Source organism: Lapidilactobacillus dextrinicus DSM 20335, assembly GCF_001436095.1.
Classification (GTDB): domain Bacteria; phylum Bacillota; class Bacilli; order Lactobacillales; family Lactobacillaceae; genus Lapidilactobacillus; species Lapidilactobacillus dextrinicus.
Map to the genome: position 1 here is coordinate 414,804 of NZ_AYYK01000004.1, position 23,972 is coordinate 438,775.

A 23,972-nucleotide genomic window follows, 5' to 3' on the forward strand; every position below is an offset into this window, starting at 1 on the left:
ATTCAAGAAAAGCTATGACTGTCGCACTTTTTGATAAAGTTTGTTACAATTAACGGCAGCTAAAACTTATTAGATCAGTTACTAAGGAGTTTACAATGAAATTTATCTCTTGGAACGTGAACGGCTTACGTGCCGTTTTAAAAAAGGACTTCGCGCAAATTTTTAAAGATTTGGATGCAGACTTTTTCTGCATCCAAGAAACTAAAATGCAGGCTGGCCAAGTTGAATTAGATTTGCCAGGTTACTATCAATATTTTAATTATGCAGAACGTAAGGGTTATTCAGGCACTGCTATTTTTACTAAGCACCAACCTTTGCAAGTAACCTATGGTTTAGGCCTACCAGAACACGATCAGGAGGGCCGCGTGATTACGTTAGAGTATCCAACCTTTTATTTGGTTACTTGCTATACTCCCAATTCACAAAGCAAACTTAAACGTCTGCCTTATCGTTTAGATTGGGACCATGCATTTCGAGAATATGTGATGCAATTGTCCGCCATTAAGCCCGTTATTTTCTGCGGTGACCTCAATGTTGCTCACGAAGAAATTGACTTAAAGAACCCGAGAACAAATCATCATAATGCAGGCTTTTCAGATGAAGAACGTCAAAGTTTTACCAAGTTACTGGATGCAGGTTTTACAGATACTTTTCGTTATTTATACCCAGAACAAACTGGTATTTATTCATGGTGGAGCTATCGTTTCCACGCTCGTGATAATAATGCTGGTTGGCGGATTGATTACTTCGTCGTTAGCAATGCCCTACAGGATCAAATTCAAGATGCTAAGATTTTAACTAATATCTACGGTTCCGATCACTGTCCAATTGAACTGGACACCACATCTTTAGGAGTTGACGCTTAATGAATTTTATCGCAATGGATTTTGAAACGGCCAATCGCCAGCCAGATAGTGCTTGTTCTTTAGCGATTGTTGCCGTTCGTGATAATCAAATTGTTAATAACTTCTACACCCTCATTGATCCTCAAAGCAAATTTGACTATTGGAATACCCGAATTAATGGCATTTCTAGTACAACTGTGGCTGGTGCTCCTAATTTTGCCCAAGTTTGGCCGCATATTGCCCCACTTTTTACAGAAGATCAATTAGTTGCTGCGCACAACGCGCGTTTTGACATTAAAGTGTTGCAAAGTACCTTAGCCCGTTACCAAATCGATGCGCCTCATTTCTTGAGCGTTGATACGGTCAAAACCAGTCGTAAATTATATCCAGAATTGCCCAACCACAAGTTAAATACCGTAGCTGATCATTTGCAAATTCAATTAGATAATCACCACAATGCACTTGCTGACAGCTATGCCTGTGCAAACATTCTATTGACTGAAGTGCAACAATTTGGCCCAGATCCCATTAAGAAATTAGTCACCATTGCTTAATTTTAATTTCAACCCAAAAAAAGAAGCTGTTAAATTCCTGATTAGAATTTAACAGCTTCTTTTTTAAATACACGTGTTTAAAATAATCTAGCCATTAGAATGGTCGTTAATAGTTCACCTTCACGGCTACAAAAACTTTGTGGCAGTTCACCTTCAGTAACAAACTCAAACTGTTGGTAAAGTTTTTGTGCAGGTAAATTACGCTTTTGAACATATAACTCTACCCGCTTCAAATCAGAATCAGTCGCTACCCAAGTTAAGGCTTCGTCCATTAGAATCTGACCTAACCCTTGATGACGATAGCCTTGAGCAATGATAATTCCTAATTCACCAACATGACCACGCTGTTTACTATCCGGTGCAGCAATTCGCAAATAGCCAATTAATTCTGAATCCGCCCAAGCTACCAGTAAAAGATTATTCGCTGACTCATAAATATCTGCAAGTTCTTGGGCCATCATTGCTTCTGGAATATCCGCAGCAAATTCATCTGTCTCTAACAAATCACAAGGGACAACTTCTTCACGCCAAAAACGCAATAATTCAGCTGCATCTTGCGGAATTGCTTGGCGAATCGTAATTTCAACGTCAGTCATTAAATCCACCGTTCCTTAAATTGTGCCAATAGCGCTTCTGAACGTGGTCCTTGAGCTACCAGTGTAAATTGACGTCCCTCATCACTCATTGATTGACGTTTAATCGTAATGGTTAAAACATCTTTAGGTAAAACGTCAGCACCAAATTCAGGCCATTCAATCACTGAAACACCTTGACCATCGAAATATTCCTCTAAACCTAAATCATCAGCTGAACTGTGTTCTAAACGATATAAATCCATATGGAATAATGGCAAACGACCATCACGATATTCACGAATAATCGTAAATGTAGGACTTTTAATCGCACGACTAATCCCTAAAGTACGCGCTAAACCACGAGTAAAAGTTGTCTTGCCGGCACCAAGATCACCTTCTAGAAGTAAAACATCGCCAGCTTGTAATAATGGTGCAATCTTTTCGCCTACTGTTTCAGTTTGTTGTGCACTAGTCGTTTGAAATTCCAAATCGATTACCTCTTACTTTTAAATAATTTTACAATAAAGATTGTGCGGCGGTGATAATCGCTAATTTATAAACATCTTCTTCATTAGCACCACGTGACAAATCAGAAACAGGTTGATTCAAGCCTTGCAAAATTGGCCCAATAGCTTCAAACCCACCAAAACGTTGCGCAATCTTATAACCAATATTACCTGATTGTAATTCTGGGAAAACAAAAACTGTGGCATGTCCAGCTACTGTTGAACCGGGAGCCTTTTGAGCAGCGACTGAAGGAACATAGGAAGCATCAAACTGTAATTCACCATCGATTTCCATTTCAGGCGCTAATTCTTGCGCAATCTTAGTTGCTTCAGCTACCTTTTGAACCTCAGGTGACTTAGCAGAACCTTTGGTTGAGAAGCTTAATAAGGCCACTTTAGGATCAATATCAAACAATTCGGCCGTCTTACCAGATTGAACCGCAATTTCAGCCAGTTCTTGGGCGTTAGGGTTAATATTGATCGCACAATCAGAGAATAAGTAACGTTCTTCTTCACGACCACGTTGCATAATAAATGCGCCTGAAGTCCGTGAGACACCTGGCTTAGTCTTAATGATTTGTAAAGCTGGACGCACAGTTTCACCAGTTGAATGAACAATACCAGAGACCATACCGTCAACTTGTTTCATATAGACTAGCATCGTACCAAAATAATTAGGATCTTGCAAAATTTCGCGTGCTTGTTCTTCACTCGCTTTGCCTTTGCGACGTTCAACAAATGCTGCAACCATTTCATCAAATTCAGCTTGAGGATAAGTAGTTGGGTCAATGACCGTCAGATTTTCAATATGAAAACCATTGTCTTTAGCAGCTTTTTCAATTTCTGCTTGTTGTCCCAATAAAACTGGCTCTAAAATCTGATCTGCTTTTAAACGAACAGCAGCGCCAATAATACGAGGCTCTTGTCCTTCGGGAAAAACAATTTTAATATTTTTACCATTAATTTTATTTTTTAAGCTTTCAAATAAATCCATGAAATTTCCTCCAATATGTAAACGCTTTTGGCTTTTATTTTAGCGCTTTCAGTTCGTTTCGACTAGTCCAAATTCAAGATTTTCTATAACAGTTTTGAAATCCTGTTGCAAGTCAACTAATCGATTGATCCCGGATCACTTGGTAGTTGCCAATTAATCGGTGTTTCACCAAATTTTTCTAGTGCTTGATTAGCCTGAGAAAAAGGTCGTGATCCAAAAAAACCACCATAAGCTGATAATGGACTAGGATGAACAGAAGATAACACAACATTTTTTGATTCGTCAATAAAATTGCGCTTGGCTTTAGCTGCGTTCCCCCACAAAATAAAGACAACGCCACCACGTTCTGACAAGGCCTTAATAGCTTGATCAGTCAACATTTCCCAACCTTTACCACGATGAGAATAAGCCTTATGAGCGCGAACGGTTAAAACCGAATTTAATAAGAGTACACCTTGATCTGCCCAAGCTTTTAAATAACCATGGTTAACTGGTGTAGCTCCAACATCAGTTTCTAATTCTTTGTAGATATTTTTTAAAGATGGTGGCACTTGATTGCCCGGCAAAACCGAAAAACTTAAGCCATGAGCTTGATTAGGTTCATGATACGGATCTTGACCAAGAATAACAACCTTGGTCTGTTTAAAAGACGTCCACTCAAACGCTTGAAAAATATGGTACATATCTGGATAAATCGTCTCGGTTTGATATTCCTGGCGTAAAAACTGATGTAATTGGGCATATTCTGCTGATTCAAAGACTGGTTCCAAAACTTGTTGCCAATCATTATGGATTAACTCTTTCATTGCTTAATGACACCTTTCTCATTACTCAGAATAATCTTGGTTTAATTATCTCTTTAAGCATACCATGTTGAGTCATTTAAAAGTGCCAAAGTTGGCTAATTTAATGATCAATCAATTTATATCAAGTTGTACGTTTTAAGTGACAGTTTTGTTTGTACTAAGGCGAGTAAATTCGTGCTAGACTAAACTTAACTACATGGAAAAGAGATAAACTAATGCCCTTATTAACAATTGCTATCGACGCTGTTGCTGCCTTACTGTATTATTTTCAATTAAATAATCCTGGCTCAGTTCAATATTTATTTGGTCTCGTTGGTCAAATTATCATTACAATCGTGTTAATTGTGATCACTTTCAGTTATCAGGGACCACGTCTTTCCCGCTTTCGCGACATAAATTTTGTTCGTCCTTTTACGTTTCGTTACAGCATTATTATCATTTCAATGCTATTAAATGCCTTTTTATTGTTCCTTTATTTCTTGAATTATTTAGGCATTAATCCAGTCGTTTTCTCTAGCTATTAAATAGCGTATTAATCACTAGACTCGTGTTTTGTTTTGCTATTTTGATTATGCTAAACTGAAATTAATGATGATGTTGGGAAGGTGATTTTTTGATTTCGATTATTGCTTCTGATATGGATGGTACTTTGCTAAATGACAAAATGGAAATTTCTCCAGAAAATACCGCCGCAATTAAAAAAGCGCAAGCCGCTGGCATTGAATTCATTGTCGCAACAGGCCGTGGGCTGTCCGAAGCACAGCCCTTGCTCAATCAAGCTGGACTTGATCCAGCTTATATTACCTTAAACGGAGCGCAAGTCTTTGATACAGCCGGTCAGTTAGTGGTGAACGAACCGTTAACAGATAGTATGGCTAAACAATTAGCTACTGAACTTAGAGCCCAGGGCTTTTATTTTGAACTTGTGACTAATCGCGGCGTTTATTCAGAAAGTAAAGTCCGGCGAATCCAAAATGTTGCTGATCTTTTAGTTAACCTTAATCCTGACACAACTTACAAGATTGCCGTTGCTTTGGCCGCTGCTCGCTTAGAAATCATGAATATCAATTACGTCGATAATTATGATCAACTTTTAGATGACCGTGACTTCCAAATTATGAAAATTTTGGTCTTCTCGTCAGAAGGCCCAGATACTTTTGTCCCAATTCGCCAAAAATACATTGATGATCAAGAAATTGTGATCACTTCTTCTTCACCAAATAATATTGAGATCAATAGCATTAAAGCCCAAAAAGGGCTTGCATTACTCGATTATGCTAAGCAAAAAAACATTAGTGCTGATCAGGTTATGGCAATTGGCGATAATATGAATGACTATTCCATGATTACCGCTGCTGGTGTTGGCGTGGCTATGGGTAATGCTATTCCGGTCATCAAACAAGTGGCAACATTTACCACAGCTACTAATATCAAGAATGGTGTGGCTCAAGCGATTGATTGGGCTTTAATGCAGAACTCAATGCAAAAATAATTGGTGGTATCGACAACGTTAAGCGCTACAGCTATTCACCGATTTTCTTCACTGTTCTTTGTTGAATCGTCAATAAGATCGAGGTGATGATTATGGCGATTTATTATTTGCTGAATCAAAACCCCAATGGTGTTAATAGTCAATTTATTTTTGATCAAAACTATCAATCAATCATGATTTTAACGGGACAATTTGGTTTCAGCCAAGGTAGCCTTAATTTATTATCGATTAATGGCGATTATTTAGGTCGGGTCATTCAAATTAAGCAAAAGTTTTCGCCAATCTATCAATTGGAAAAAGAACACCAGCCAATTGGACAAATGCATAAACTTACTGGTGTTTGGCATCAATTCACTTTTATTTCCCAGCTCAATTGGGCAACGATCGGCTCCATTGCAACAAATAGTTACCAAACGGCCCACGGTGTTCATAATATTTTTACAGTCCAACCGATCATTAACAAAAAAGGGCTCGATGGCATCATGATTACTTTAGAAGACGAACAGCAAGATTTAGTGCCAGTCTTTTTAGTCGCTGCTACTTTGAACCAATGGTCGCTAATTGCCCAACGCAAAAACCGCTTAAAGTTTAATCGCTTTAATATGATGGCAACTAATTAAAACTAATCTACTTTAAAACTTAATAAAGAAGGCTTAAACCCACGTTAATTTTGCAGGTTTAAGCCTTCTTTTAGTTTCTCAATCTAAAAATCTTAATCAGATTAAATATGACGTACCAAATGTTCATAGTGATGTGAACCGATCATTAACTCACCATCTGAAACAAAACCATGATGTAGATAAAGCCGTTTAGCTTTCTCATTACCGAAGTCAACGTTTAAACTGATAACCTTCTCACCTTTTGCACGCAAATAGTCAGGTAAGTAGTCCAATAGTTGGCCACCAATTCCCCGTTTTTGGGCATCTGGTGCAACGGCTAACGAATCCAAATACCATTCGCCAGGTTTCGTTTCAACATCAGTGAATAATTGTGTATCTTCTGGAATCCCAAACTGTGCTAAGTATGGTGTCAATGCATCATCAATTGTTGCTTCATCAGCAGCGGGATAACCTACACAAATACCTTGAACGCGATCGGTTTGATCATCAGCATAGACAAGCACGCGCTGATAGCCATAGCGATACTGCGGATTCTCAAAAGCAGCAACCAATAATTCTTGAATCTTATCGGTGCCAATTTCTGCGATCACATCTAATTCCATATCATTTAAAATCTGCATTAAAATTGGCACAAACTGTTCAGCATCCGTTTTTTTAGCGGGACGGATCATGATATCGGCCTCCTTATTATCATACCTGCTCATTGTAACAATCGCAGTAAATTACGTCAAAAATCGCCCACGATTATTTTATTTGGTTCCTTTCACCGAATCTGACTGCACAGCTTATTTACTAATGAGTTCTTTATTCAAGTAGGAAAGTACAACCATTTACATCCTTAGCATAGCTGAAATTCCGCTGAAGACAACTCACAAAATTTCACTTTTGTGCGACATTTAGACACTTAATGAGAAGTGGCTAAGTTTTGTTCAAAGGTTAATAACCGTGCTTGAATTGCTGCGGGTGATTCCGCAAAATGATTGGTTGTCCAAATTTGTATTTCCGTTAATAAGGCCGCACATAATAATCTTAGTTGTTGCTGTTGATACTGTTCGCGACACCCCGCCCAAAAAGCTCGACAAAGTTCTTCACGTGCACCTTCCAAACGTTGAGGTCCTGCTGTTAACGCATAAATATTCGTTGCTAGAACTTGATGGGTAAACAGATAATTCAAAATAAAAGTCGTCCCCATCTCCCAATTTAATCGATGCGTCTTTAATGGTTGTAAAAGTTCGTGACGAAAAGTAAAGACCAAAGCATCATCTAAACCACCATCAAAATGATAGTACAAAGTTGAACGAGAAATTCTGGTTGATCGCAATAATTCAGTAACTGTATATTTCGTAAATTGTTTCTGCGATAAGTCATTTTTAAGTGCATCCATGATCACAAATTTGGTTAATTGCGTCATTAAAATTCCACCTCTCAAACCTATTTTGAATACAAATTTACATAAAAACAAAATTGGTAAATGGTAAATTGCAACGTTTAACTTTTTTCTGATCTAATCATAACATTGATAGACCAATTTTTAGATTAAAAAAATAAAAAGATGTAATCGATTTCTTTAAAAAAACCATCAAGACAAGACCCACAAAATGTTGTATCATATTGATAGACCTACCAGTTATATTGTGGTCGGAAACCGTTTAAAAGGGGCGAAACCGTTGGAGGTTACATTCAAAGATGTCACCTTGTCATACGATGGCAAGCGTGAGATTCTGCATCATTTGAACTTTACAATTCCGGAAGGAACATTAGTGTCAATTCTTGGTCCAAGTGGTTGTGGTAAGTCAACAACCTTAATGATGATCTCAGGATTATTGGCACCTACTTCGGGGAAAATTTTCTTTGGTGATCAAGACGTTACCAAGAAAGATGCGCTAGCACGAAAAGTTGGGATGGTTTTTCAAAACTATGCCCTTTATCCACATTTAAGTGTACTCGAGAATATTGAGTTTCCACTTAAAATGGCCAAGGTTCCCAAAAAGGATCGTAAGAAAAAAGCGATCGAACTGGCAAAATTAGTGCATATTGATGATCAATTAGATAAAAAGCCTGGTGCTTTATCTGGTGGTCAACAACAACGTGTCGCTATTGCCCGCGCCTTAGCCAAAGAACCAAGTTTACTGTTACTTGATGAACCACTTTCTAATTTGGATGCACGTCTACGAATCGAAATGCGCCAAGAGATTCGTCGAATCCAGCAAGAAACAGGCGTTACCACAATTTTTGTTACTCATGATCAGGATGAAGCACTGCATATTTCTGACCACATCATGGTCTTAAATCAAGGCCAAATTCAACAATTCAGTTCAGCTGAGACATTATATGATAATCCAAGTAACTTGTTCGTCTCACAATTTATTGGCGAACCTGTTATTAATACTTTAGATATCACAGACTTTGATCGCGAACTTGAAGGTCACGTTGATGCAGAAATTTTGCAACGTGCTAAAAAAGTTGGTATCCGACCTGAAGCATTACAAGATCATGATACCGGTAGCGAAACGCTCACAACCATCGCAACTAAAGTTAAACATTCCGAAAAATATGGTCGTGAAAAAAATGCCTTGCTTGATTTCCATGGCAAGCCATTGCTAACAACCGAAATGCGCGCTGAAGTTGCTGATGAACAAGAATTGCCATTGTACTTACAACGTCATGGTTTTTATTTATTCGATGAAAACGGCGTAAGAATATTCGGTGGTGATCAGGATGCTTAATGCCAAGCCGACGATTAAATCAACCTTAAAAGCGTTACTTTATCTACTACCAATGTTGGTTATCTCGATTACATTTAGCATTTATCCCATTATCAAATCCTTCATCATGAGTTTTTATACCAAGTATGATTTCTTTAATGATATTGTTTCTGCATATGGTTTTGATAATTTTAAGTTTCTTTTTTCAGATCCAGATTTTCACATTGCTATTAAAAACACTTTAATCTTTGTTGTGGGCGTGGTGCCACTAACGGTTATCCTTTCCTTAGTGATTGCACTGCTCTTAAATCGAATTAAATGGTTATCTGGTTTTTTCCGTACCGTTTACTTCTTACCGTTTGTCACAAGTACAGTCGCCATTGCTCAAGTTTGGCACTGGATCTATAACAGTGATTATGGTTTATTAAACTATTTTTTAAGTCTATTTGGTGTCAGTGCCGTCAGTTGGTTGGAGAGTCCTAAGTACGCCATGCTGGCTTTAATTATTATGAGTGTTTGGAAGAATCTCGGTTTTAACATTATCTTATTTTTAGTTGGTTTAAATAATATCAATGAACGTTATTATCAAGCTGCCGAAATTGATGGTGCTAATGCTTGGCACCAATTCACCAACGTCACGATTCCATTACTTTCACCGATTACTTTTTTAGTTAGTGTTAATGGTGTCATTGGTAGTTTTAAAGTCTTCGATCAAATCTTCGCATTATTTAACGGCACACCTGGTCCTAGTAAGTCTGCTTTAACGATTGTTTACTATCTCTATCAAAAATTCTATACAGAATGGAAATATGGCATTGCTGCTGCAAGTGGCGTGGTCTTATTCTTCATGATTTTGCTCGTAACGGTCTTCCAGTTATGGTATAGCAAACATCATGTCCATTATTAGAAAGGGGTAAACACATGAAATTAAAAGTAGCCATGGTTTTACGTTATGTGATCTTAATTCTAGGTGCCGTTATCATGTTGATGCCTTTCTTATGGATGCTCTCAACATCTTTAAAGACACAGCCTGAAACAGTTAAAATACCGCCAATTTGGATTCCTAAACAATTACAATTTAGTAACTATGTTGAAGCCTTCAAGCAAGCACCTTTCTTTCAATATTTCATTAACAGTGTAATTGTGACGTCTATAACCACAATTGGCCAATTATTTACAAGTATTTTGGCCGCTTTTGCTTTTTCAAGGTTAAATTTCTACGGCAAAAACTTCTTATTCGTTATTTTCTTGGGTACAATGATGGTACCTGGTGAAATGTTAATCATCCCCAACTTTGTTACCCTATCACAATTACATTTAGTCAATACTTATGGGGCATTAATCATCCCTTGGTTAGCCAGCTTCTTTACGGTGTTTACATTGCGGCAGACTTTCCAATCCGTTCCAGATCAAATTTATTATGCGGCTAAAATTGATGGTGCGAGTGACTGGCATTATTTATGGCATGTCCTAGTTCCCATCTCTAAATCAACCATTACTGCTGTCACCGTCTTGCAAGTTATTGGCTCATGGAATTCTTTCATGTGGCCTTTAATCGTCACCAATTCGGAAAACTTACGTACATTGCCAGTTGGTCTACAAGCATTTACTTCTGATGCAGGCACCAACTATGCATGGCTAATGGCAGCATCGACGTTCGTTATTATTCCTATGGTAATTCTGTACATTTTCCTTCAAAAGTACATTATTGCAGGCATCTCAAAAACCGGATTGAAAGGATAGATAGAATAATGAAGAAAAAAAGTTGGCAACGGGCATTGTTAACAGTTGCTTCGTTGGGGTTAGCTTTAACACTTGCAGCATGTGGCAACAAATCTGCTAGTGATTCCAAAGCAAATTCAAATGAACCAGTTAAAATTTCATTTTGGAATGGTATGAATGGTCCTTATCAAAAAGCTTTAAAGAAGATCATCAATGATTTCAATAGTTCACAATCAAAATATAAAGTTGTTAGTACGGCTCAAGGTGATTACACTGCCTTACAACAAAAGATTATGGCTGCTGCTAAATCAAACAGCTTACCAGTTATTTCACAGACAACTTATACAACCGTTCCTGACTACAGCAAGAATAATTTAATCGAACCTTTAGACAACTATATGCTTAAAGGTGATAACAAATTATCAAGCGCTGATTTAAAAGATATTTATCCTTCATTCCTAAGCAGTTCTAAATATCAAGGTAAATACTACTCCATCCCATTTAGTAAATCTGTTCGAGTTTTGTATTACAACCAAGATATCTTAGACAAATACAACTTGAAAAAACCAGCCACTTGGGAAGACATTGCTAAAGATGGCGAAGTTCTTAAGTCGCACGGTATCTATGGCATGGGCTTTGACAAGTCATGGGATATGGAATTCGAAGGTTTAGCTCGTCAAGCTGGCAACCCATTAGTTGGTGTTGATGGCAAACAAGTTAACTTAGATTCTGCTGATACTTTAAAGGCTGCTAACTTTATCATGGATATGGTTAAAGATGGCACTGCTAAAACCGCCGGTGAAGATTTCTATTGGACACAAGCTTTCACTCAAGGTAAATCAGCCTTCTATGCTGGTTCTTCAGCAGGTGTAACTCAAATGGTTGCACAAGCACCTAAGTCACTTCATTGGGGTACAATGCCATTACCAAGTTACAATGGTAAAAAGGCAACTGAAATTGCCGGTAACGACATTGTCATGTTCAAGAGTGCTAGCGCTGAACAGAAAAAAGGTGCTTGGGCTTTCATGAAATACTTAATGTCAACTAAAGAAACTGCTAAGTGGGCTAAAGCAACTGGTTATGTACCACTACGTAAATCAGCAACTAAAACAGCTGACTTCAAAGATTACCTCAAGAAGAACACTTACAACCAAGCAGCAGTTGATTCACTTCCTAACGGATTCCAATCTAATGCTTTCTTAGGTTTCTCTGAATATCGGACTAAACTTCTAGAAGCTGTTGACGCAATGTTAACGAAGAATGAACCAGTTAAGAAAGCTTTAACTAACTTACAAACTGAAACTGAAAAGATTATTAAAGATAACCAACAATAATTAATTCAGCTAAATATCACGTTTCTTTAAATTACTAAATTATAATTAAACATAAATTTTTGAGATGCCTTAAAGGGAGACAACAATAATTGTTGTCTCCCTTTTAAATACCCGAAAATTAACTTAATTTTTTTATGAATACTAAAAAAAGCAATTTAAATTCTTAATTGAATTTAAACTGCTTTTTGGTTTGCTTAATTAGAATGAGTGATTGATTTAGGTGTTGGTATTTTTTTAACGCCGAGAATATCTAAGAAGAACGTAAAAATCGGAATCCCGACAATTAACCCCCAAACACCAAATAGTCGCTCTGAAATTAATAACACAATAAAGGTAAAGAACATTGGCAATTGCGTCCGACTAGCCATGAATTTAGGATTTAAAACATAAGTCTCTAGTGTGTGGATCAAGACAATCATTACTAGAATATAAACAACATATTTAATCCCGCCCACTGAAAAAGCAACCATCGTTAAAGGAATACATGAAATAATCACACCAGCAACTGGGACTAAAGAGAAAACAAAAACCATTAACCCTAAGCTTGGTAGATTAGGCATCTTCATGATAGCCAGCGTCAAGACGGTAATGGCAGTGTTAACAGCGGCAATAAATAATTGCGTCTCAATCACAACTCCAAACGTATTAATAAACTTTTTGGCAAAATAAGTGATGTCTGAAAAGAACCAACCAAAGTCAGGACTCTCTAGAAATAAGGCACTAAATTTCTTCAATGACTTAACTTCGATTGAAAAAACAAAACTAAGTAATAACGATAAAACAAAGGTCACACCCATGCTGCCGACGCTGGTTAAATAATTAAACAACGTTGAAATACTCGACTTCACTTGTTCAGCCAGATTGAATTGTTTCATGTAATTATTAATGTAAGCCATGATCGTATTAGAATCAAAACTAGGACTTTCATAAAAATGATAAACTTGATTAACCAGTTTAATAGATTGATTAGCCAAAAGCGGTACAAAATTAACCACTACATAATATAACCCAGCGATAACTAATGCATAGATCAATAGCACAATAAGTGGCGTGGGAACTTTAAGGTGACGGCGAACAGCACTAACTAATCGTGTCACCAAAAACGCAAAGATAAATGTCAACAAAATCGTGCTGATCATCCCCCGCATCAACCATAAAACGATGCCAATTAATAATAAAACTGTTGTGCGACGGACTGCTGGCCGCCGAATAAATTTTTGATAAAGTGACACGATTTATTTCCCCACTAACTTCGCAATATAAACTAAGTTCTAAACTAGCTTAGTCATTCGTGTATCACACTAGTGTAATGCTTTTTACCTATTATGACTAATGATGATTAAAACTTATTAAAACAATAAAAACTACTTGGAATTTTACACCTTGGGAAAATAACTCCAAGTTCGTTTGATCAAGGCATCAAATGTTGAATTGTCCCACTTTCAATGATAATCATAATACCCAGGCCAACATAAATAATAGCCATGAGCCATTTACCAAAGTGTTCTAATAGTTGCTCAACCAATTTAACATGAGATAAGCGATTGCTAAAGAAAACTAATAGAAAAATACAAACTGTAAAAGTTATTAGTACTGTGATTAATTGTCCAGTATTCTGAGCTACAAAATAAGGCACAAACATCCCAATATTATCGGCACCGCAAGAAGCAAAAGTCATTAAAGCTACTGTCGAAATTAACTTTTGAGCACTACTTTGACTAATCTTTTCTTGTGCTTCAGCAGTTTCATCTTCGTTTTCGAATAAAGATTTAACACCAAAATAAATCGGAATTAGCCCTAAAAATCCTAAGAGCCATTTAGCTGGCACGAAATGTAAGATTAATGCAAAAAACAGGCTAACTGCAATTAAGCTCCAAGATCCTAAAAATTGCCCAATATAAATTCGTCTTTTAGCAGCAGTACTTTGATATTTACCAAACAATAACATTAAGATAACGAATAGGTCTAATGCTGTTGAACTATAAACGATGACCGCAGAAATAACTGTTTTAAACATCAATCAAGCGCTCCAATCTTTTCAGATTTAGCAATTAACTCGGTGTCTTCTACTAAACACCAAGCACGTTGCAATAATAGCGCAGTACAATCATCTTTGATTCGATAATAAATAAAATTACCACTACGCTGTGTAGTCACAATATGATCACTAATTAATTTCTGCAATTGATTAGAAACAGCTTGGGGTTTCATCTCAATTTGTTCAGCTAAAACACTAACCGACAATGACTCTTGCTTAATTAGCGCATGAATAATTCGTAGACGGGTAGGATTAGCCAGAATTTTGAACAGTTGACTAATCTGTTCAGCTTGCTCTAGCGTTACTAAATCTCGCGTAGTTAAGTTTGGTTCTTCTGGACAACAATTATGATTCATTATTCAAATCCCCTTACAATATAATTACACTATTACACGTAATTATGTAATTATATTACTAGAAAGTCAACCCTTATTGGTCCTTCATTCAAATCATTAATGTCTCTTAGTCATTTATTCGCACAAAAAATAGACCTAAGTTTTGAAAATTAGGTCTATTTGATCGACTTGCTATATTATCAGTGTGGCGACTTAATAACCTTGATCGTAATTAATTAAATTACGTACTGGTTTTAAACCTTGTTTATAAGCAACGAAATTCTCAAAGAAATAATCAAAAATGCGACCATAATAAAAGTTGGTGTGGCCAGCAGTATGTGGTGTAATCATAATATTAGGTAATTCCCATAAAGGCGAATCTTGAGGTAAAGGTTCTTGCTCAAAAACATCTAATGCCGCCCCGCGAATTGTCTTGTTCTTTAGTGCTTGATAAACATCATGCTCAACATCAGTCCCTCCACGACCAACATTAACATAATAAGCATACTGATTCATTTTACCTAGAAAATTAGCATCAACTAACCCACGTGTTGCTATCGTTAAAGGCAAACAATTAATCACATATTCAGCTACTGGCAATAGTTCAGACAACTGTGCCATTGTTGCCACTTCATCAAAACTTTCAACAGCACGACCGGAGCGACTAACACCAATTGTATGCATATCAAAAGCTTTTAAATAGCCCGCTAAAATACGACCAATATTACCAGTCCCCATAATTAAAACACTGCGACCAGTTAATTCGGTTCGATGGAATAAATCCGTCCATTCTTTAGTTAAGCGATGCTCTGCATCACTTTGTAAATGACGGACATCATTAAGTAAATAGCCAACCGTTTGTTGGGCCACAGACTGCGCATTGGCACCACTGGCAGTGGTTAAATAAATCTGCCGACGCTTTAATTCTGCTAGTGGAAAATTATCAACACCAGCCGAAATCGCTTGAATCCATTTGATCTGATTGGGCAACTTCAGTGCTTCTGCAACAATCGGTGACCAACCAATAATAATTTCAGCAGCGGCGACTTGTTCAGCTGTATAGTCTTGACCACTTAAATCAATCAAGTCATCATCAGCCAAACCCGACTTAACTCGTTGTAATAACGGCTCTTTTAATGAAATTAAATTAACAACTTTAGTCAAATGACCAAACCCCCAGTTTTTTAGAATTCGAAATAAAATAGCGTGATAACAGACCATTCATTTTGACACTCCTAGTATAGCAAACCTATGCTTAGAATATAGTTGCTGACACTTTGAATAGCGCTGACAATAATTTTTGTTTAACTAGCCGATCGTAATCGTAATTATGCTAGAATAACAACAGAGGTGAGCCCGATGATTAGAGAGATTAATCGTAATCAAAAATCTTTAGCACAAAAATCTGAACCAGCAACAAAAAATGACCAAGCAGTTCTAACTGATTTACTAGATACCTTGCGCGCCCATCAAGATGTTTGCGTGGGTATGGCAGCTAATATGATTGGTGTCCACAAGCGTGTGATCATCGTGCAAATGGGTGTTTTGCCTGTCTTAATGATCAATCCCGAGATCACCGCTAAAAGCGATCCCTACACAACTAGCGAGGGTTGCCTCTCTTTATTAGGTGAACGCCAAACTACCCGTTATCAAAATATTACCGTAAAATTTCTCAACAAGAATTTTAAACCAACGACTCAGAAATTTACTGATTTTGTAGCGCAAATTATTCAACATGAAGTTGATCATTGTGATGGGATTATTATTTAAAAGCAAAAGTTGCTAAATCCAAATTGGATTTAGCGACTTTTCAATTTAAGCAGCGTCCGGAGCTAATATTAGCGTGTTTAAAACATAAAGCGGACTGATTTCGTCCTTCTTTTATGATGGTTTTCACCTAATTATAAACTGCCGGTGCTCTTGGCTGTAATTTTAGTTTTGTTTAATAACATCGAACTTGTTACCACTGATAAGGAACTAAAGGCCATGGCTAAACCAGCTAATTCTGGACTTAACGTTAACCCAATCGCATAAAATAAACCAGCTGCAACTGGAATACCCAGTACATTATAAATAAAGGCCCAGAATAAATTCAATTTAATCCGATTAAAAGTTTTCTTACTCAAAGTTAAAGCCTTACCTACGTCACGTAGATCATTTCTCATTAAGACAATCCCGCCTGATTCAATCGCAATATCAGTCCCTGAACCCATGGCGATACCCACATCAGCAACCGTTAAGGCCGGTGCGTCATTAATCCCATCACCAACAAAAGCTACACGACCAGTCTCTTGTAACTGTTGAACTTGGTCAGCTTTATCTTGTGGCAAAACGTTAGCAATGACTTGATCAATGCCCACTTCTTTGGCAATAGCTGCAGCTACTCGTTGGTTATCACCAGTTAGCATGACCGTTTTTAAGCCTTGTGCTTTTAACTCGGCCAGCGCTGCTTGAGAAGTTGGCTTAGGGGCATCTTGAATGGCAATTAGACCTAGAACCTCTTGTTGATTAGCAACAATCACTACCGTCTTAGCCTCATCTTGAAGTTGCTGCAATTGCGCTTGTAAGTTAGTTGCCATAGTTAGTTTTTGTTGTACCAATAAGCGTTCACTACCAACAAAAATTTGTTGGCCCTTCACTTGCCCACTAACTCCTTGACCAACAATAGCTTGAAAGCCATGAGCTGCTGGTACTGCTATTTTTTCCCGTTTAGCCTTAGCTAGAACAGCTTGTGCTAATGGATGTTCGGAGCTTTGCTCTAAGGCAGCTGCTAACGTTAATACTGTTTTTTGATCACCAATAATATCAGTGACGACTGGCTGACCGACTGTAATGGTCCCGGTCTTATCAAAAACAACTGTTTGCACATCATTAGCAGCTTCTAAAACTTCGCCGTTTTTAATGAGGATCCCCATTTTTGCGCTACGTCCTGTGCCAACCATTAAAGCAGTTGGTGTAGCTAAGCCTAACGCACATGGACAAGCAATCACAACCACCGCCACAGCAAAAATTAAGGCTTGTGCTAAAGGTGCACCGATTAAAAGGTACCAGACTAAGAAAGTTAAAATTGCAATAATTAGAACCACTGGCACAAAAATATTAGAAACTTGATCAGTTAGTTTTTGAATAGGTGCATGACTGTTTTGAGCTTTTTTAACCAGGTCAACAATTTGGGCCAACACGGTATCTGCCCCCACTTTTTCAGCTTTAAACGTAAACGTTCCAGCCTTATTGATGGTCGATCCAATGACAGCATCGCCGATTTTTTTGGTGACCGGCATACTCTCACCAGTAACCATCGATTCATCAACAGTGGAGGTGCCTTCGGTAATCACACCGTCAACGGCAATTTTTTGACCAGGCTTAACGCGAATAAGATCGCCAATCACCACGTCTGCTAAGGGAAGCGCGACAAATTGTTCATCTCGCCAAACTTCAGCTTCTTTAGCTTGTAAGTCAACTAACTTCTCAATGGCTGTCGAGGCATTGTGGCGCATTCGTTCCTCAAAAACTTGGCCTAATAAAACAAAGACAACTACAAAAGCGGCACTTTCAAAAAAGACTGCTTGTTGCGTTAACAGTGCATAAATACTGTAAAGATAGGCTGTCATTGTGCCAATGGCCACTAAGGTATCCATATTAGCATGGTGTTTAGTGAAAGATGCCCAAGCACTCTGCCAAAACGGCCGTGCTGAAATCAACATTACTAAAGTTGTTAAGACAAACTGGAGCCACGCCCCACCTGGCAACGTCCAACCAAAAGGCATTAACACCATATTGGCCAGCATGGGTAAAGATAAGATCAAAGCAAACCAAAATCGTTTCGTTGTCGTCATGGTTTAACAATTACCTTCCCGTGAAACATATCCATACCGCAAGCCCATTGATATTCACCTGCTTCACTGGTATCAATTTGAATAGCTTGCGCTTCATTCTGTGGTAAAGCTTGATTAATCCCCCAATCAGGGAAAACCACCCGATCTAAACAACCCGAAGCATCTTTACGAGTGAAGTTAAGTGTTGCCGGCACGCCTTGCTTTAAGACCACAACTTCTGGCGAATAACCACCTTTAACTTCAACAGCAACGGTTTGCTGATCAGCTTCAACATTAGCTTGCACTGCAGTTGTCTCGTGTTTACCGAAAAACCACCAAAGAATAAAACCAATTAGACCAACACCAACAATTAAAATGATTATTTTTAACAAAAGAACACCTCATGATATTTTTTAAGTTATATTATTTGCTTAACAGTCGCAATCGTCAGGCAGACAATTACAAGCCACTTTTTCTGGCGCTGTTTTAATTTTTTCGGCTAACAATGCTTGCATCTTCTGGATATCGGTCTGACTTAATTCAGATGATTGAATTAAATCGATAATAGCCGCTCCCTTATTCATATTACAGAGCCGACCGAAAACATCGTCCACTGTTTCGGTCATTGCGTCTGCCTCATCAAGATTAGCGTGATAAGTAAATTGTCGCCCAGCCTTAGTCGTCGTTAGGATGTTTTTATTAACTAACCGTCGTAGTAAGGTCTTAATCGTTGATTCAGTCCAGTCGCGCTTTTGTTGCAGGATCGCAATAATATCATTCGTATCAGTCGGACCCTTTGTCCAAATGACGCGCATAATTTCCCATTCAGATGACGTTATTTCTGTCGCATTGACCGTCATATAATTTTCCTCCTGTTGTTCATTTACATTTGTAGATTACAAAAATAAGTTTACTGGTAAAATTTACATTTGTCAACAATAAATTTCAGCGCGCTAAAAACGGTCAAGAAAATCCACTAAATAGATTTTCTCGACCGTTTATTGGAATGATTAATAAAAATAACCTAAGTCACTTGCTGGTGTTGGATAAGCAAAGATTTGTTGGGCCAATTGTTCCGCGGTTATTTGTTGATTGATAAGATTAGCAAAGTAGTTAATCATTTCATCGGCCAACTCACTTAAAAAACTAACGCCGACAATTAAACCCGTTGCCTGTTCGATAACAATCTTAGCGTGCGCATGGGGTTCGCGAATTCTTTGATAAGTAAACCAATGCGTTAAATCTAAATCATGCACCTGATACTTATCAGTATCTTGGGCAGCCACTTGCGCACTAACGCCAATTTGGGCTAATTTCGGTGTCGCGTACACTAAAGTAGGAATGACTGGATAGTTAATTGGTGCCTTATCTGTTTTGAGAATCTGTTGGACCACATAGCGACCTTCAAAGCCCGCTACGGGTGTTAATTTCGGTTGGGTACGGCTAACCACATCACCAATTGCATAAATATGAGAATTATGCAGCGTTTGTAAGTGATCGTTAACCTTAATCCCATGACGGTCTGCTTCAATATGAGCTGCCGCTAATGCTAAATCTTCAATATTAGGAATCCGACCGGTTGCACAAATCACCGCATCGGTGTCCAACTGATAACCTGAATTGCCTTCAACTACAAAGCCAGTCGTTGTTTTTCTAATGGCTTTAGTCTCAATATCTGTATCGAATTGGATACCTTGTTGCTTAAGCTGCTCAACTAGTTCTTGAACTAAATCTTGATCAAAAGCTTTTAAAAAATGCTGATTATGTTGAATCAAATGCACTTCAGCACCGGCAGCATTAGCAATCGCCGCCAGTTCAAACGCCACATAACCGCCACCAATAAAGGCCACGCGTTGCGGCATTTCTGCAAAGTCTAAAAAGTCAGTGCTCGTTAATAAATATTGTTCACCTGGTATAGCTAATAAATTAGGTCGTTGACCCGTGGCAATAATAATATCCGTTGCTGTTAAGATTGTTTCAGCAACTTGTAGAGTTTGGTCGTCAATGAAATGTGCAGTTCCATGAAAAGTTATCACTTGTTCATCTTTTAATCCAGCTAAAGTACTATCATTAATACCATCTGTATAATCATGCTTACTGGCCATTAACTCGGGCCAATTAATGGTCGGTACGTTTTGTATGCCATACTTTTGCAAATGCTGGCTAGCCGCTTTCGCCTCAACAGCAGCCAATAAAATCTTTTTGGGATCGCAACCGCGGTTAGGACAAGTACCACCCCAAAGATCGTTTTCAATAATTGCGACTGATTTGCCAGCTGCTTTTAAGCCATAGGCAGCGGCCAGTCCAGCGGGCCCACCACCAATAATGATCACATCAAATTTAGTCATCAAGCATCCCTCCACTGTTAATTAAAGCACAACGATTCAACTTGATGAAAGAATTTGACTTATCCTGTCATCATTAAAAAAAGCCACTATTCTAAATCGAATAGCGACTTTCGTGATATTAGTTAAATAGCAATTACTTCTTTTTTAGCGTCTTTTTAAACGTTTTGAAACCACCCACATCTTTGAACAGTCGTTCAACCTTAGTTTGCTCAATTTGCCGTGAGCTCAAACCATCATACTGTCTTTCAACTTGTAATTTTTGGTAACTAACCAATCGTTCTGGTGCTAGTTGTCCCGCTGCAATCGCAGCTTTAACAGCACAACCTGGTTCACTTTGATGCTGACAATCACTAAAGCGGCATTGTTGCGCTAAATTGACAATGTCCTGGAAACTTTGGTCAGTAGCAGCTTGACTAACACCGGCTACACCGACAGCCCGAATTCCTGGCGTATCGATAATTTTCGCACCATTAGCTAATACATAAAGTGCCCGCGTGGTGGTAGTATGGCGTCCCTTATCGTCATCAGCACGAATGGTTTTGGTTTTAATCGCGTTATCCCCTAACAACAGGTTAACGAGCGTCGACTTACCGACACCTGATGAACCAACAAACGCAACATTTTGCTCGGCTTCTAAATAAGGTGCAAAAATCGTTTCAACTTGTTCAGGCTGATCTTGAGCTGTTACCAAAATTGGAATGCCAAAAGCATTCTCGGCAACTTGAGCCTGCCGTTCAGCTAATAATTCTGGGCTAATTAAATCTGCCTTCGTCAAAACAATCACCGGACTAGCACCACTATCCCAAACCAAAGTTGTATAACGGTCTAACCGCGCCAAATTAAAATCTTGATTCAGCGACATCGTAATGAAAATATAGTCTAAATTGGCAGCAATGACTTGCGCGTGTTGTGCCTCCCCAGAATTCTGGCGTTGCAACACACTTTTCCGTGGTAAAAGCTGCTTAACTAAGACAAAATCTTGTTGCGGTATACCCACGATATAATCACCAACTGCTAGTCGTAAGTTGGCCCGTAATTGACCAGATAACTTGGCTAAATGTTCTTGGTGGTTTGAATCGATGACCTTGTAATTATCTTGTGCTTGTAAACTAACTTGATATTGTTGTTCATTATTTTGTAAATGCATTGTGGATCCTCCTCAAATTTTTCGTTTTGGAGGCTGCCTGCTAGCCTCTACGCTAGCACAATGCCCTTATTATTTGTCATAAAACATACTCCTTAAGATAGCCTGATTATAACAAAGATAGTTGCTAGTGAAAAGAATGAGGCTAGCGTTTCTAGAATCAAAAAAGGACTTGAGAAAATTAATCATCTCAAATCCTTTTAGGAGTTAATCCAAAACATATTTATCAAACGCTTCAGCAATACCATCATCATTATTACTGCTGGTTACAAAGTTAGCATGTTCTTTGGCTTCTGCGGTGCCATTGCCCATCGCTACAGCAGTGCCAGCAAATTTAAACATTGCCACATCGTTACCTTCATCACCAATTGCCATCACTTCATCAGGCTGTAAACCTAATTTACCAGCTAAATCCTGCAATGCTTGGCCTTTACCAGCATTAGGATTCATCACTTCTAAAAATTGTCGAGCCGCTCGCACAACATATAAATATTCGCCAAATTCTCGATAAACATCAGCTTCAATATTATCTAATGTTTCTGAGGAGGCGACAAATACCCCCTTTGCAATTTGAAAATCAGCTGGTAATTCATCAGGTTCACGTACCAAAATTCCAGCCTTATTCTCCCAAGCTTGAACAGCGATTAGCCAATAAATATCATGGTCGGCGGTAATAATTTCACTATCAGGATCAACCACGTTAAACGGTAACTGTCTTGCCTTAGCAAACGCCGTTAAGCGACGGTAATCAGCATTATTAATTAAATGTTTCGCCACGACTTGACCAGTCACTGATTCAATCATACCGCCACCATTAGCGATTACATATTGTTCGGGACCAGTAATGCCCAATTCATTCAAAAAGGGCCTGATGCCTGCTAAAGGACGCCCCGAGCAGAGTACAATCTTAACGTCTTGTGCCAAGGCTGCCCGAATACTTGTTAAAGTACTAGGCAAGATTTTGCCTGTTGAAGAAAGTAAGGTGTCATCAATATCAATTGCCACTAATTTAATCGTCATTTCGTCCATCCACCTTTTTCGATAAATCTTTAATTAAGTTTTACTGTAGCAAAATTCATTTTCGGAGACAACCTATTTTAAAAAATCTTCTTTTAAAGCAGTTAATATCTGTAAAAATAATTCAATAAGTGCTACGAACAGCCTATTATTCATCAATTATGAAAAGGAAGCAATACGGTCCCATCAGAAAACTTATTATGTTTAAAATACAAAATTAAAAGACTAAAAGTCTAATTATAAACCGTAGCAATATAATGTCAGAACCTAATCAAAAATTGATCATACTTTTTGTTATGGAAACTGATATAACCTTGTTAAAAAAAATATTAGGGTTAATGTCAGAACTGAATAAAATGATGATTTTTATTTAGAGAAGAAATGGCCACTTTAAGTTGAATTCTCTCCAGCTTAAAGTGGCCACTTTAACAATATCATTAACGCTATTTATAAAAGTATTTAAAATAATTATGAATTTTTCTTACGTAATTTGGTTAAAATAGTACCTAAAAATGATGTTATAAGCAGGAAAACCCCAGCCATAGTTATTAATTTAGAATTCTGATTCTCACCAGTCTGTGGTAATTTTCCCTGTTCTTTAACAACCTTCTTTTCATTTTTTGTTTCTTCTAAAATATTATTTATCATTTTTTTTGTGTTAATTTTAACTGAATCATCTCTAGAATTAACTGTGACCGATGAATCCTTTTCCGAGTGATTTTCTAATATAGAGTTCCCCCCCAGATTTGGACGATTTGTAGTTTCATCCGAGACGTCAACATTCGTATTATTATCTTCCGATTCCGACTCATTAGGAATACTTGGCTTCGAATCATCTTTTAAGACCTTTTCAACTCTAATAATATATTGTTTGCCTGACTCACTCATAACAACACTTAAATCACTAGAATTAACTAAAGAGTACCCATCATTATAAAGCGACTCCAGCATATCTTCTACCGAATTCCAACCGTCACTATCAGTTAAAACAGTGCCTTTATTACCAAAAATACCATATAAATCGCCTAATTGCTTACCATCTTGGTCCACAATCTTAACTGCACCCGTTAACTTATTGCCAATTGTAATGGTATATGTGCCACCAGCTTCATTTATTTCTTC

General features: G+C 37.8%; 27 protein-coding genes. 10 read left to right on the forward strand and 17 right to left on the reverse strand.

Annotated elements, in window-relative coordinates:
- The first annotated feature begins 95 nt into the window (after positions 1-95).
- Both FC84_RS04340 and FC84_RS04345 read left to right on the forward strand, forming a co-directional pair.
- Complete coding sequence (locus tag FC84_RS04340) at positions 96-866, forward strand: exodeoxyribonuclease III (protein WP_057755985.1); 771 nt, start codon at positions 96-98, stop codon at positions 864-866.
- A complete protein-coding gene (locus tag FC84_RS04345; protein WP_057755990.1) occupies positions 866-1,399 on the forward strand; it encodes a 3'-5' exonuclease in 534 nt (177 codons plus the stop codon). Before FC84_RS04340 ends, FC84_RS04345 begins: the two co-directional genes overlap by 1 nt.
- A 77-nt stretch (positions 1,400-1,476) precedes the next feature.
- Here FC84_RS04345 and FC84_RS04350 read toward each other — a convergent pair whose 3' ends face one another.
- From FC84_RS04350 to FC84_RS04365, 4 genes are all read right to left on the reverse strand, one after another.
- Positions 1,477-1,995, reverse strand: a complete 519-nt coding sequence (locus FC84_RS04350; RefSeq protein ID WP_057755992.1) for a GNAT family N-acetyltransferase — start codon at positions 1,993-1,995, stop codon at positions 1,477-1,479.
- Positions 1,995-2,462 carry a tRNA (adenosine(37)-N6)-threonylcarbamoyltransferase complex ATPase subunit type 1 TsaE gene (gene tsaE, locus FC84_RS04355; protein ID WP_057755995.1) on the reverse strand — a complete coding sequence of 156 codons (468 nt, stop codon included), beginning with the start codon at positions 2,460-2,462 and terminating at the stop codon, positions 1,995-1,997. The genes FC84_RS04350 and tsaE overlap by 1 nt, the downstream gene beginning before the upstream one ends.
- A gap of 28 nt (positions 2,463-2,490) precedes the next feature.
- On the reverse strand, positions 2,491-3,474 hold the full coding sequence (gene pta, locus FC84_RS04360) for a phosphate acetyltransferase (protein WP_057755996.1): 984 nt from the start codon (positions 3,472-3,474) through the stop codon (positions 2,491-2,493).
- Positions 3,475-3,590: 116 nt separating this feature from the next.
- Complete coding sequence (locus FC84_RS04365) at positions 3,591-4,280, reverse strand: uracil-DNA glycosylase (protein WP_057755998.1); 690 nt, start codon at positions 4,278-4,280, stop codon at positions 3,591-3,593.
- Positions 4,281-4,495: 215 nt separating this feature from the next.
- On the opposite strand from FC84_RS04365, the gene FC84_RS04370 reads away from it, so the two are divergent.
- The 3 genes from FC84_RS04370 to FC84_RS04380 all read left to right on the forward strand — a co-directional run bounded on the left by FC84_RS04370 (position 4,496) and on the right by FC84_RS04380 (position 6,392).
- Positions 4,496-4,804 carry a hypothetical protein gene (locus tag FC84_RS04370; protein ID WP_057756000.1) on the forward strand — a complete coding sequence of 103 codons (309 nt, stop codon included), beginning with the start codon at positions 4,496-4,498 and terminating at the stop codon, positions 4,802-4,804.
- 89 nt (positions 4,805-4,893) lie between these two features.
- Entirely contained in the window at positions 4,894-5,772 is an 879-nt protein-coding gene (locus FC84_RS04375; RefSeq protein ID WP_057756002.1) for a Cof-type HAD-IIB family hydrolase, read from the forward strand.
- A gap of 92 nt (positions 5,773-5,864) precedes the next feature.
- Positions 5,865-6,392: a hypothetical protein gene (locus FC84_RS04380; protein WP_057756004.1), complete on the forward strand. Its 528-nt coding sequence runs from the start codon at positions 5,865-5,867 to the stop codon at positions 6,390-6,392.
- 101 nt (positions 6,393-6,493) lie between these two features.
- On the opposite strand, the gene FC84_RS04385 is transcribed toward FC84_RS04380, so the two are convergent.
- Positions 6,494-7,063: a GNAT family N-acetyltransferase gene (locus FC84_RS04385; RefSeq protein WP_057756006.1), complete on the reverse strand. Its 570-nt coding sequence runs from the start codon at positions 7,061-7,063 to the stop codon at positions 6,494-6,496.
- A gap of 233 nt (positions 7,064-7,296) precedes the next feature.
- The gene (locus tag FC84_RS04390) at positions 7,297-7,803 is read right to left on the reverse strand and encodes a hypothetical protein (RefSeq protein ID WP_057756008.1); all 507 of its coding nucleotides are present in this window, start codon (positions 7,801-7,803) and stop codon (positions 7,297-7,299) included.
- 256 nt (positions 7,804-8,059) lie between these two features.
- Here FC84_RS04390 and FC84_RS04395 point away from each other — a divergent pair, with 256 nt between their 5' ends.
- Genes FC84_RS04395 through FC84_RS04410 form a run of 4 tightly spaced genes read left to right on the forward strand, consistent with a single transcriptional unit; the run spans position 8,060 to position 12,153 of the window.
- Complete coding sequence (locus tag FC84_RS04395; RefSeq protein ID WP_057756009.1) at positions 8,060-9,118, forward strand: ABC transporter ATP-binding protein; 1,059 nt, start codon at positions 8,060-8,062, stop codon at positions 9,116-9,118.
- Entirely contained in the window at positions 9,111-10,004 is an 894-nt protein-coding gene (locus tag FC84_RS04400; RefSeq protein ID WP_057756018.1) for a carbohydrate ABC transporter permease, read from the forward strand. Before FC84_RS04395 ends, FC84_RS04400 begins: the two co-directional genes overlap by 8 nt.
- Before the next feature lie 14 nt (positions 10,005-10,018).
- A complete protein-coding gene (locus FC84_RS04405) occupies positions 10,019-10,840 on the forward strand; it encodes a carbohydrate ABC transporter permease (RefSeq protein WP_057756020.1) in 822 nt (273 codons plus the stop codon).
- 8 nt (positions 10,841-10,848) lie between these two features.
- Positions 10,849-12,153 carry an ABC transporter substrate-binding protein gene (locus tag FC84_RS04410; protein WP_057756023.1) on the forward strand — a complete coding sequence of 435 codons (1,305 nt, stop codon included), beginning with the start codon at positions 10,849-10,851 and terminating at the stop codon, positions 12,151-12,153.
- Positions 12,154-12,347: 194 nt separating this feature from the next.
- On the opposite strand, the gene FC84_RS04415 is transcribed toward FC84_RS04410, so the two are convergent.
- The 4 genes from FC84_RS04415 to FC84_RS04430 form a co-directional block, all read right to left on the reverse strand.
- The gene (locus tag FC84_RS04415) at positions 12,348-13,385 is read right to left on the reverse strand and encodes an AI-2E family transporter (RefSeq protein ID WP_057756024.1); all 1,038 of its coding nucleotides are present in this window, start codon (positions 13,383-13,385) and stop codon (positions 12,348-12,350) included.
- Positions 13,386-13,564: 179 nt separating this feature from the next.
- Entirely contained in the window at positions 13,565-14,170 is a 606-nt protein-coding gene (locus FC84_RS04420) for a CadD family cadmium resistance transporter (protein ID WP_057756025.1), read from the reverse strand.
- A complete protein-coding gene (locus tag FC84_RS04425) occupies positions 14,170-14,547 on the reverse strand; it encodes an ArsR/SmtB family transcription factor (RefSeq protein ID WP_057756028.1) in 378 nt (125 codons plus the stop codon). Before FC84_RS04425 ends, FC84_RS04420 begins: the two co-directional genes overlap by 1 nt.
- Positions 14,548-14,739: 192 nt before the next feature.
- A complete protein-coding gene (locus FC84_RS04430) occupies positions 14,740-15,747 on the reverse strand; it encodes a D-2-hydroxyacid dehydrogenase (protein ID WP_057756030.1) in 1,008 nt (335 codons plus the stop codon).
- 138 nt (positions 15,748-15,885) lie between these two features.
- Here FC84_RS04430 and FC84_RS04435 point away from each other — a divergent pair, with 138 nt between their 5' ends.
- Positions 15,886-16,296 (forward strand): peptide deformylase, encoded by a 411-nt coding sequence (locus tag FC84_RS04435; protein ID WP_057756032.1) that lies wholly within the window; start codon positions 15,886-15,888, stop codon positions 16,294-16,296.
- Between the two features lie 131 nt (positions 16,297-16,427).
- Here the strand turns inward: FC84_RS04435 and FC84_RS04440 are convergent, their stop codons facing one another.
- The 7 genes from FC84_RS04440 to FC84_RS04470 all read right to left on the reverse strand — a co-directional run.
- On the reverse strand, positions 16,428-18,362 hold the full coding sequence (locus FC84_RS04440; RefSeq protein WP_057756034.1) for a copper-translocating P-type ATPase: 1,935 nt from the start codon (positions 18,360-18,362) through the stop codon (positions 16,428-16,430).
- Complete coding sequence (locus FC84_RS04445) at positions 18,359-18,733, reverse strand: cupredoxin domain-containing protein (RefSeq protein ID WP_083479529.1); 375 nt, start codon at positions 18,731-18,733, stop codon at positions 18,359-18,361. The genes FC84_RS04440 and FC84_RS04445 overlap by 4 nt, the downstream gene beginning before the upstream one ends.
- Positions 18,734-18,772: 39 nt before the next feature.
- Positions 18,773-19,201: a CopY/TcrY family copper transport repressor gene (locus FC84_RS04450; RefSeq protein WP_057756036.1), complete on the reverse strand. Its 429-nt coding sequence runs from the start codon at positions 19,199-19,201 to the stop codon at positions 18,773-18,775.
- Positions 19,202-19,351: 150 nt separating this feature from the next.
- Entirely contained in the window at positions 19,352-20,692 is a 1,341-nt protein-coding gene (locus FC84_RS04455; RefSeq protein ID WP_151425838.1) for a dihydrolipoyl dehydrogenase family protein, read from the reverse strand.
- A gap of 130 nt (positions 20,693-20,822) precedes the next feature.
- Positions 20,823-21,836, reverse strand: coding sequence for a ribosome small subunit-dependent GTPase A (rsgA, locus tag FC84_RS04460; RefSeq protein ID WP_057756046.1), 1,014 nt, complete (start codon positions 21,834-21,836; stop codon positions 20,823-20,825).
- Positions 21,837-22,040: 204 nt separating this feature from the next.
- Positions 22,041-22,853: a Cof-type HAD-IIB family hydrolase gene (locus FC84_RS04465; RefSeq protein WP_057756049.1), complete on the reverse strand. Its 813-nt coding sequence runs from the start codon at positions 22,851-22,853 to the stop codon at positions 22,041-22,043.
- Between the two features lie 465 nt (positions 22,854-23,318).
- Positions 23,319-23,972, reverse strand: a 654-nt coding sequence (locus FC84_RS04470) for an LPXTG cell wall anchor domain-containing protein (RefSeq protein ID WP_157051852.1), incomplete at its 5' end; no start/stop codon positions are given.

Bases quoted from the DNA above. Each gene is read 5' to 3' on its own strand.
- FC84_RS04340 (WP_057755985.1), top strand. From the start codon at position 96: ATGAAATTTATCTCTTGGAACGTGAACGGCTTACGTGCCGTTTTAAAA.
- FC84_RS04345 (WP_057755990.1), top strand. From the start codon at position 866: ATGAATTTTATCGCAATGGATTTTGAAACGGCCAATCGCCAGCCAGAT.
- FC84_RS04350 (WP_057755992.1), bottom strand. From the start codon at position 1,995: ATGACTGACGTTGAAATTACGATTCGCCAAGCAATTCCGCAAGATGCA.
- pta (WP_057755996.1), bottom strand. From the start codon at position 3,474: ATGGATTTATTTGAAAGCTTAAAAAATAAAATTAATGGTAAAAATATT.
- FC84_RS04365 (WP_057755998.1), bottom strand. From the start codon at position 4,280: ATGAAAGAGTTAATCCATAATGATTGGCAACAAGTTTTGGAACCAGTC.
- FC84_RS04370 (WP_057756000.1), top strand. From the start codon at position 4,496: ATGCCCTTATTAACAATTGCTATCGACGCTGTTGCTGCCTTACTGTAT.
- FC84_RS04380 (WP_057756004.1), top strand. From the start codon at position 5,865: ATGGCGATTTATTATTTGCTGAATCAAAACCCCAATGGTGTTAATAGT.
- FC84_RS04385 (WP_057756006.1), bottom strand. From the start codon at position 7,063: ATGATCCGTCCCGCTAAAAAAACGGATGCTGAACAGTTTGTGCCAATT.
- FC84_RS04390 (WP_057756008.1), bottom strand. From the start codon at position 7,803: ATGACGCAATTAACCAAATTTGTGATCATGGATGCACTTAAAAATGAC.
- FC84_RS04400 (WP_057756018.1), top strand. From the start codon at position 9,111: ATGCTTAATGCCAAGCCGACGATTAAATCAACCTTAAAAGCGTTACTT.
- FC84_RS04405 (WP_057756020.1), top strand. From the start codon at position 10,019: ATGAAATTAAAAGTAGCCATGGTTTTACGTTATGTGATCTTAATTCTA.
- FC84_RS04410 (WP_057756023.1), top strand. From the start codon at position 10,849: ATGAAGAAAAAAAGTTGGCAACGGGCATTGTTAACAGTTGCTTCGTTG.
- FC84_RS04420 (WP_057756025.1), bottom strand. From the start codon at position 14,170: ATGTTTAAAACAGTTATTTCTGCGGTCATCGTTTATAGTTCAACAGCA.
- FC84_RS04425 (WP_057756028.1), bottom strand. From the start codon at position 14,547: ATGAATCATAATTGTTGTCCAGAAGAACCAAACTTAACTACGCGAGAT.
- FC84_RS04430 (WP_057756030.1), bottom strand. From the start codon at position 15,747: ATGGTCTGTTATCACGCTATTTTATTTCGAATTCTAAAAAACTGGGGG.
- FC84_RS04435 (WP_057756032.1), top strand. From the start codon at position 15,886: ATGATTAGAGAGATTAATCGTAATCAAAAATCTTTAGCACAAAAATCT.
- FC84_RS04440 (WP_057756034.1), bottom strand. From the start codon at position 18,362: ATGACGACAACGAAACGATTTTGGTTTGCTTTGATCTTATCTTTACCC.
- FC84_RS04450 (WP_057756036.1), bottom strand. From the start codon at position 19,201: ATGACGGTCAATGCGACAGAAATAACGTCATCTGAATGGGAAATTATG.
- rsgA (WP_057756046.1), bottom strand. From the start codon at position 21,836: ATGCATTTACAAAATAATGAACAACAATATCAAGTTAGTTTACAAGCA.
- FC84_RS04465 (WP_057756049.1), bottom strand. From the start codon at position 22,853: ATGACGATTAAATTAGTGGCAATTGATATTGATGACACCTTACTTTCT.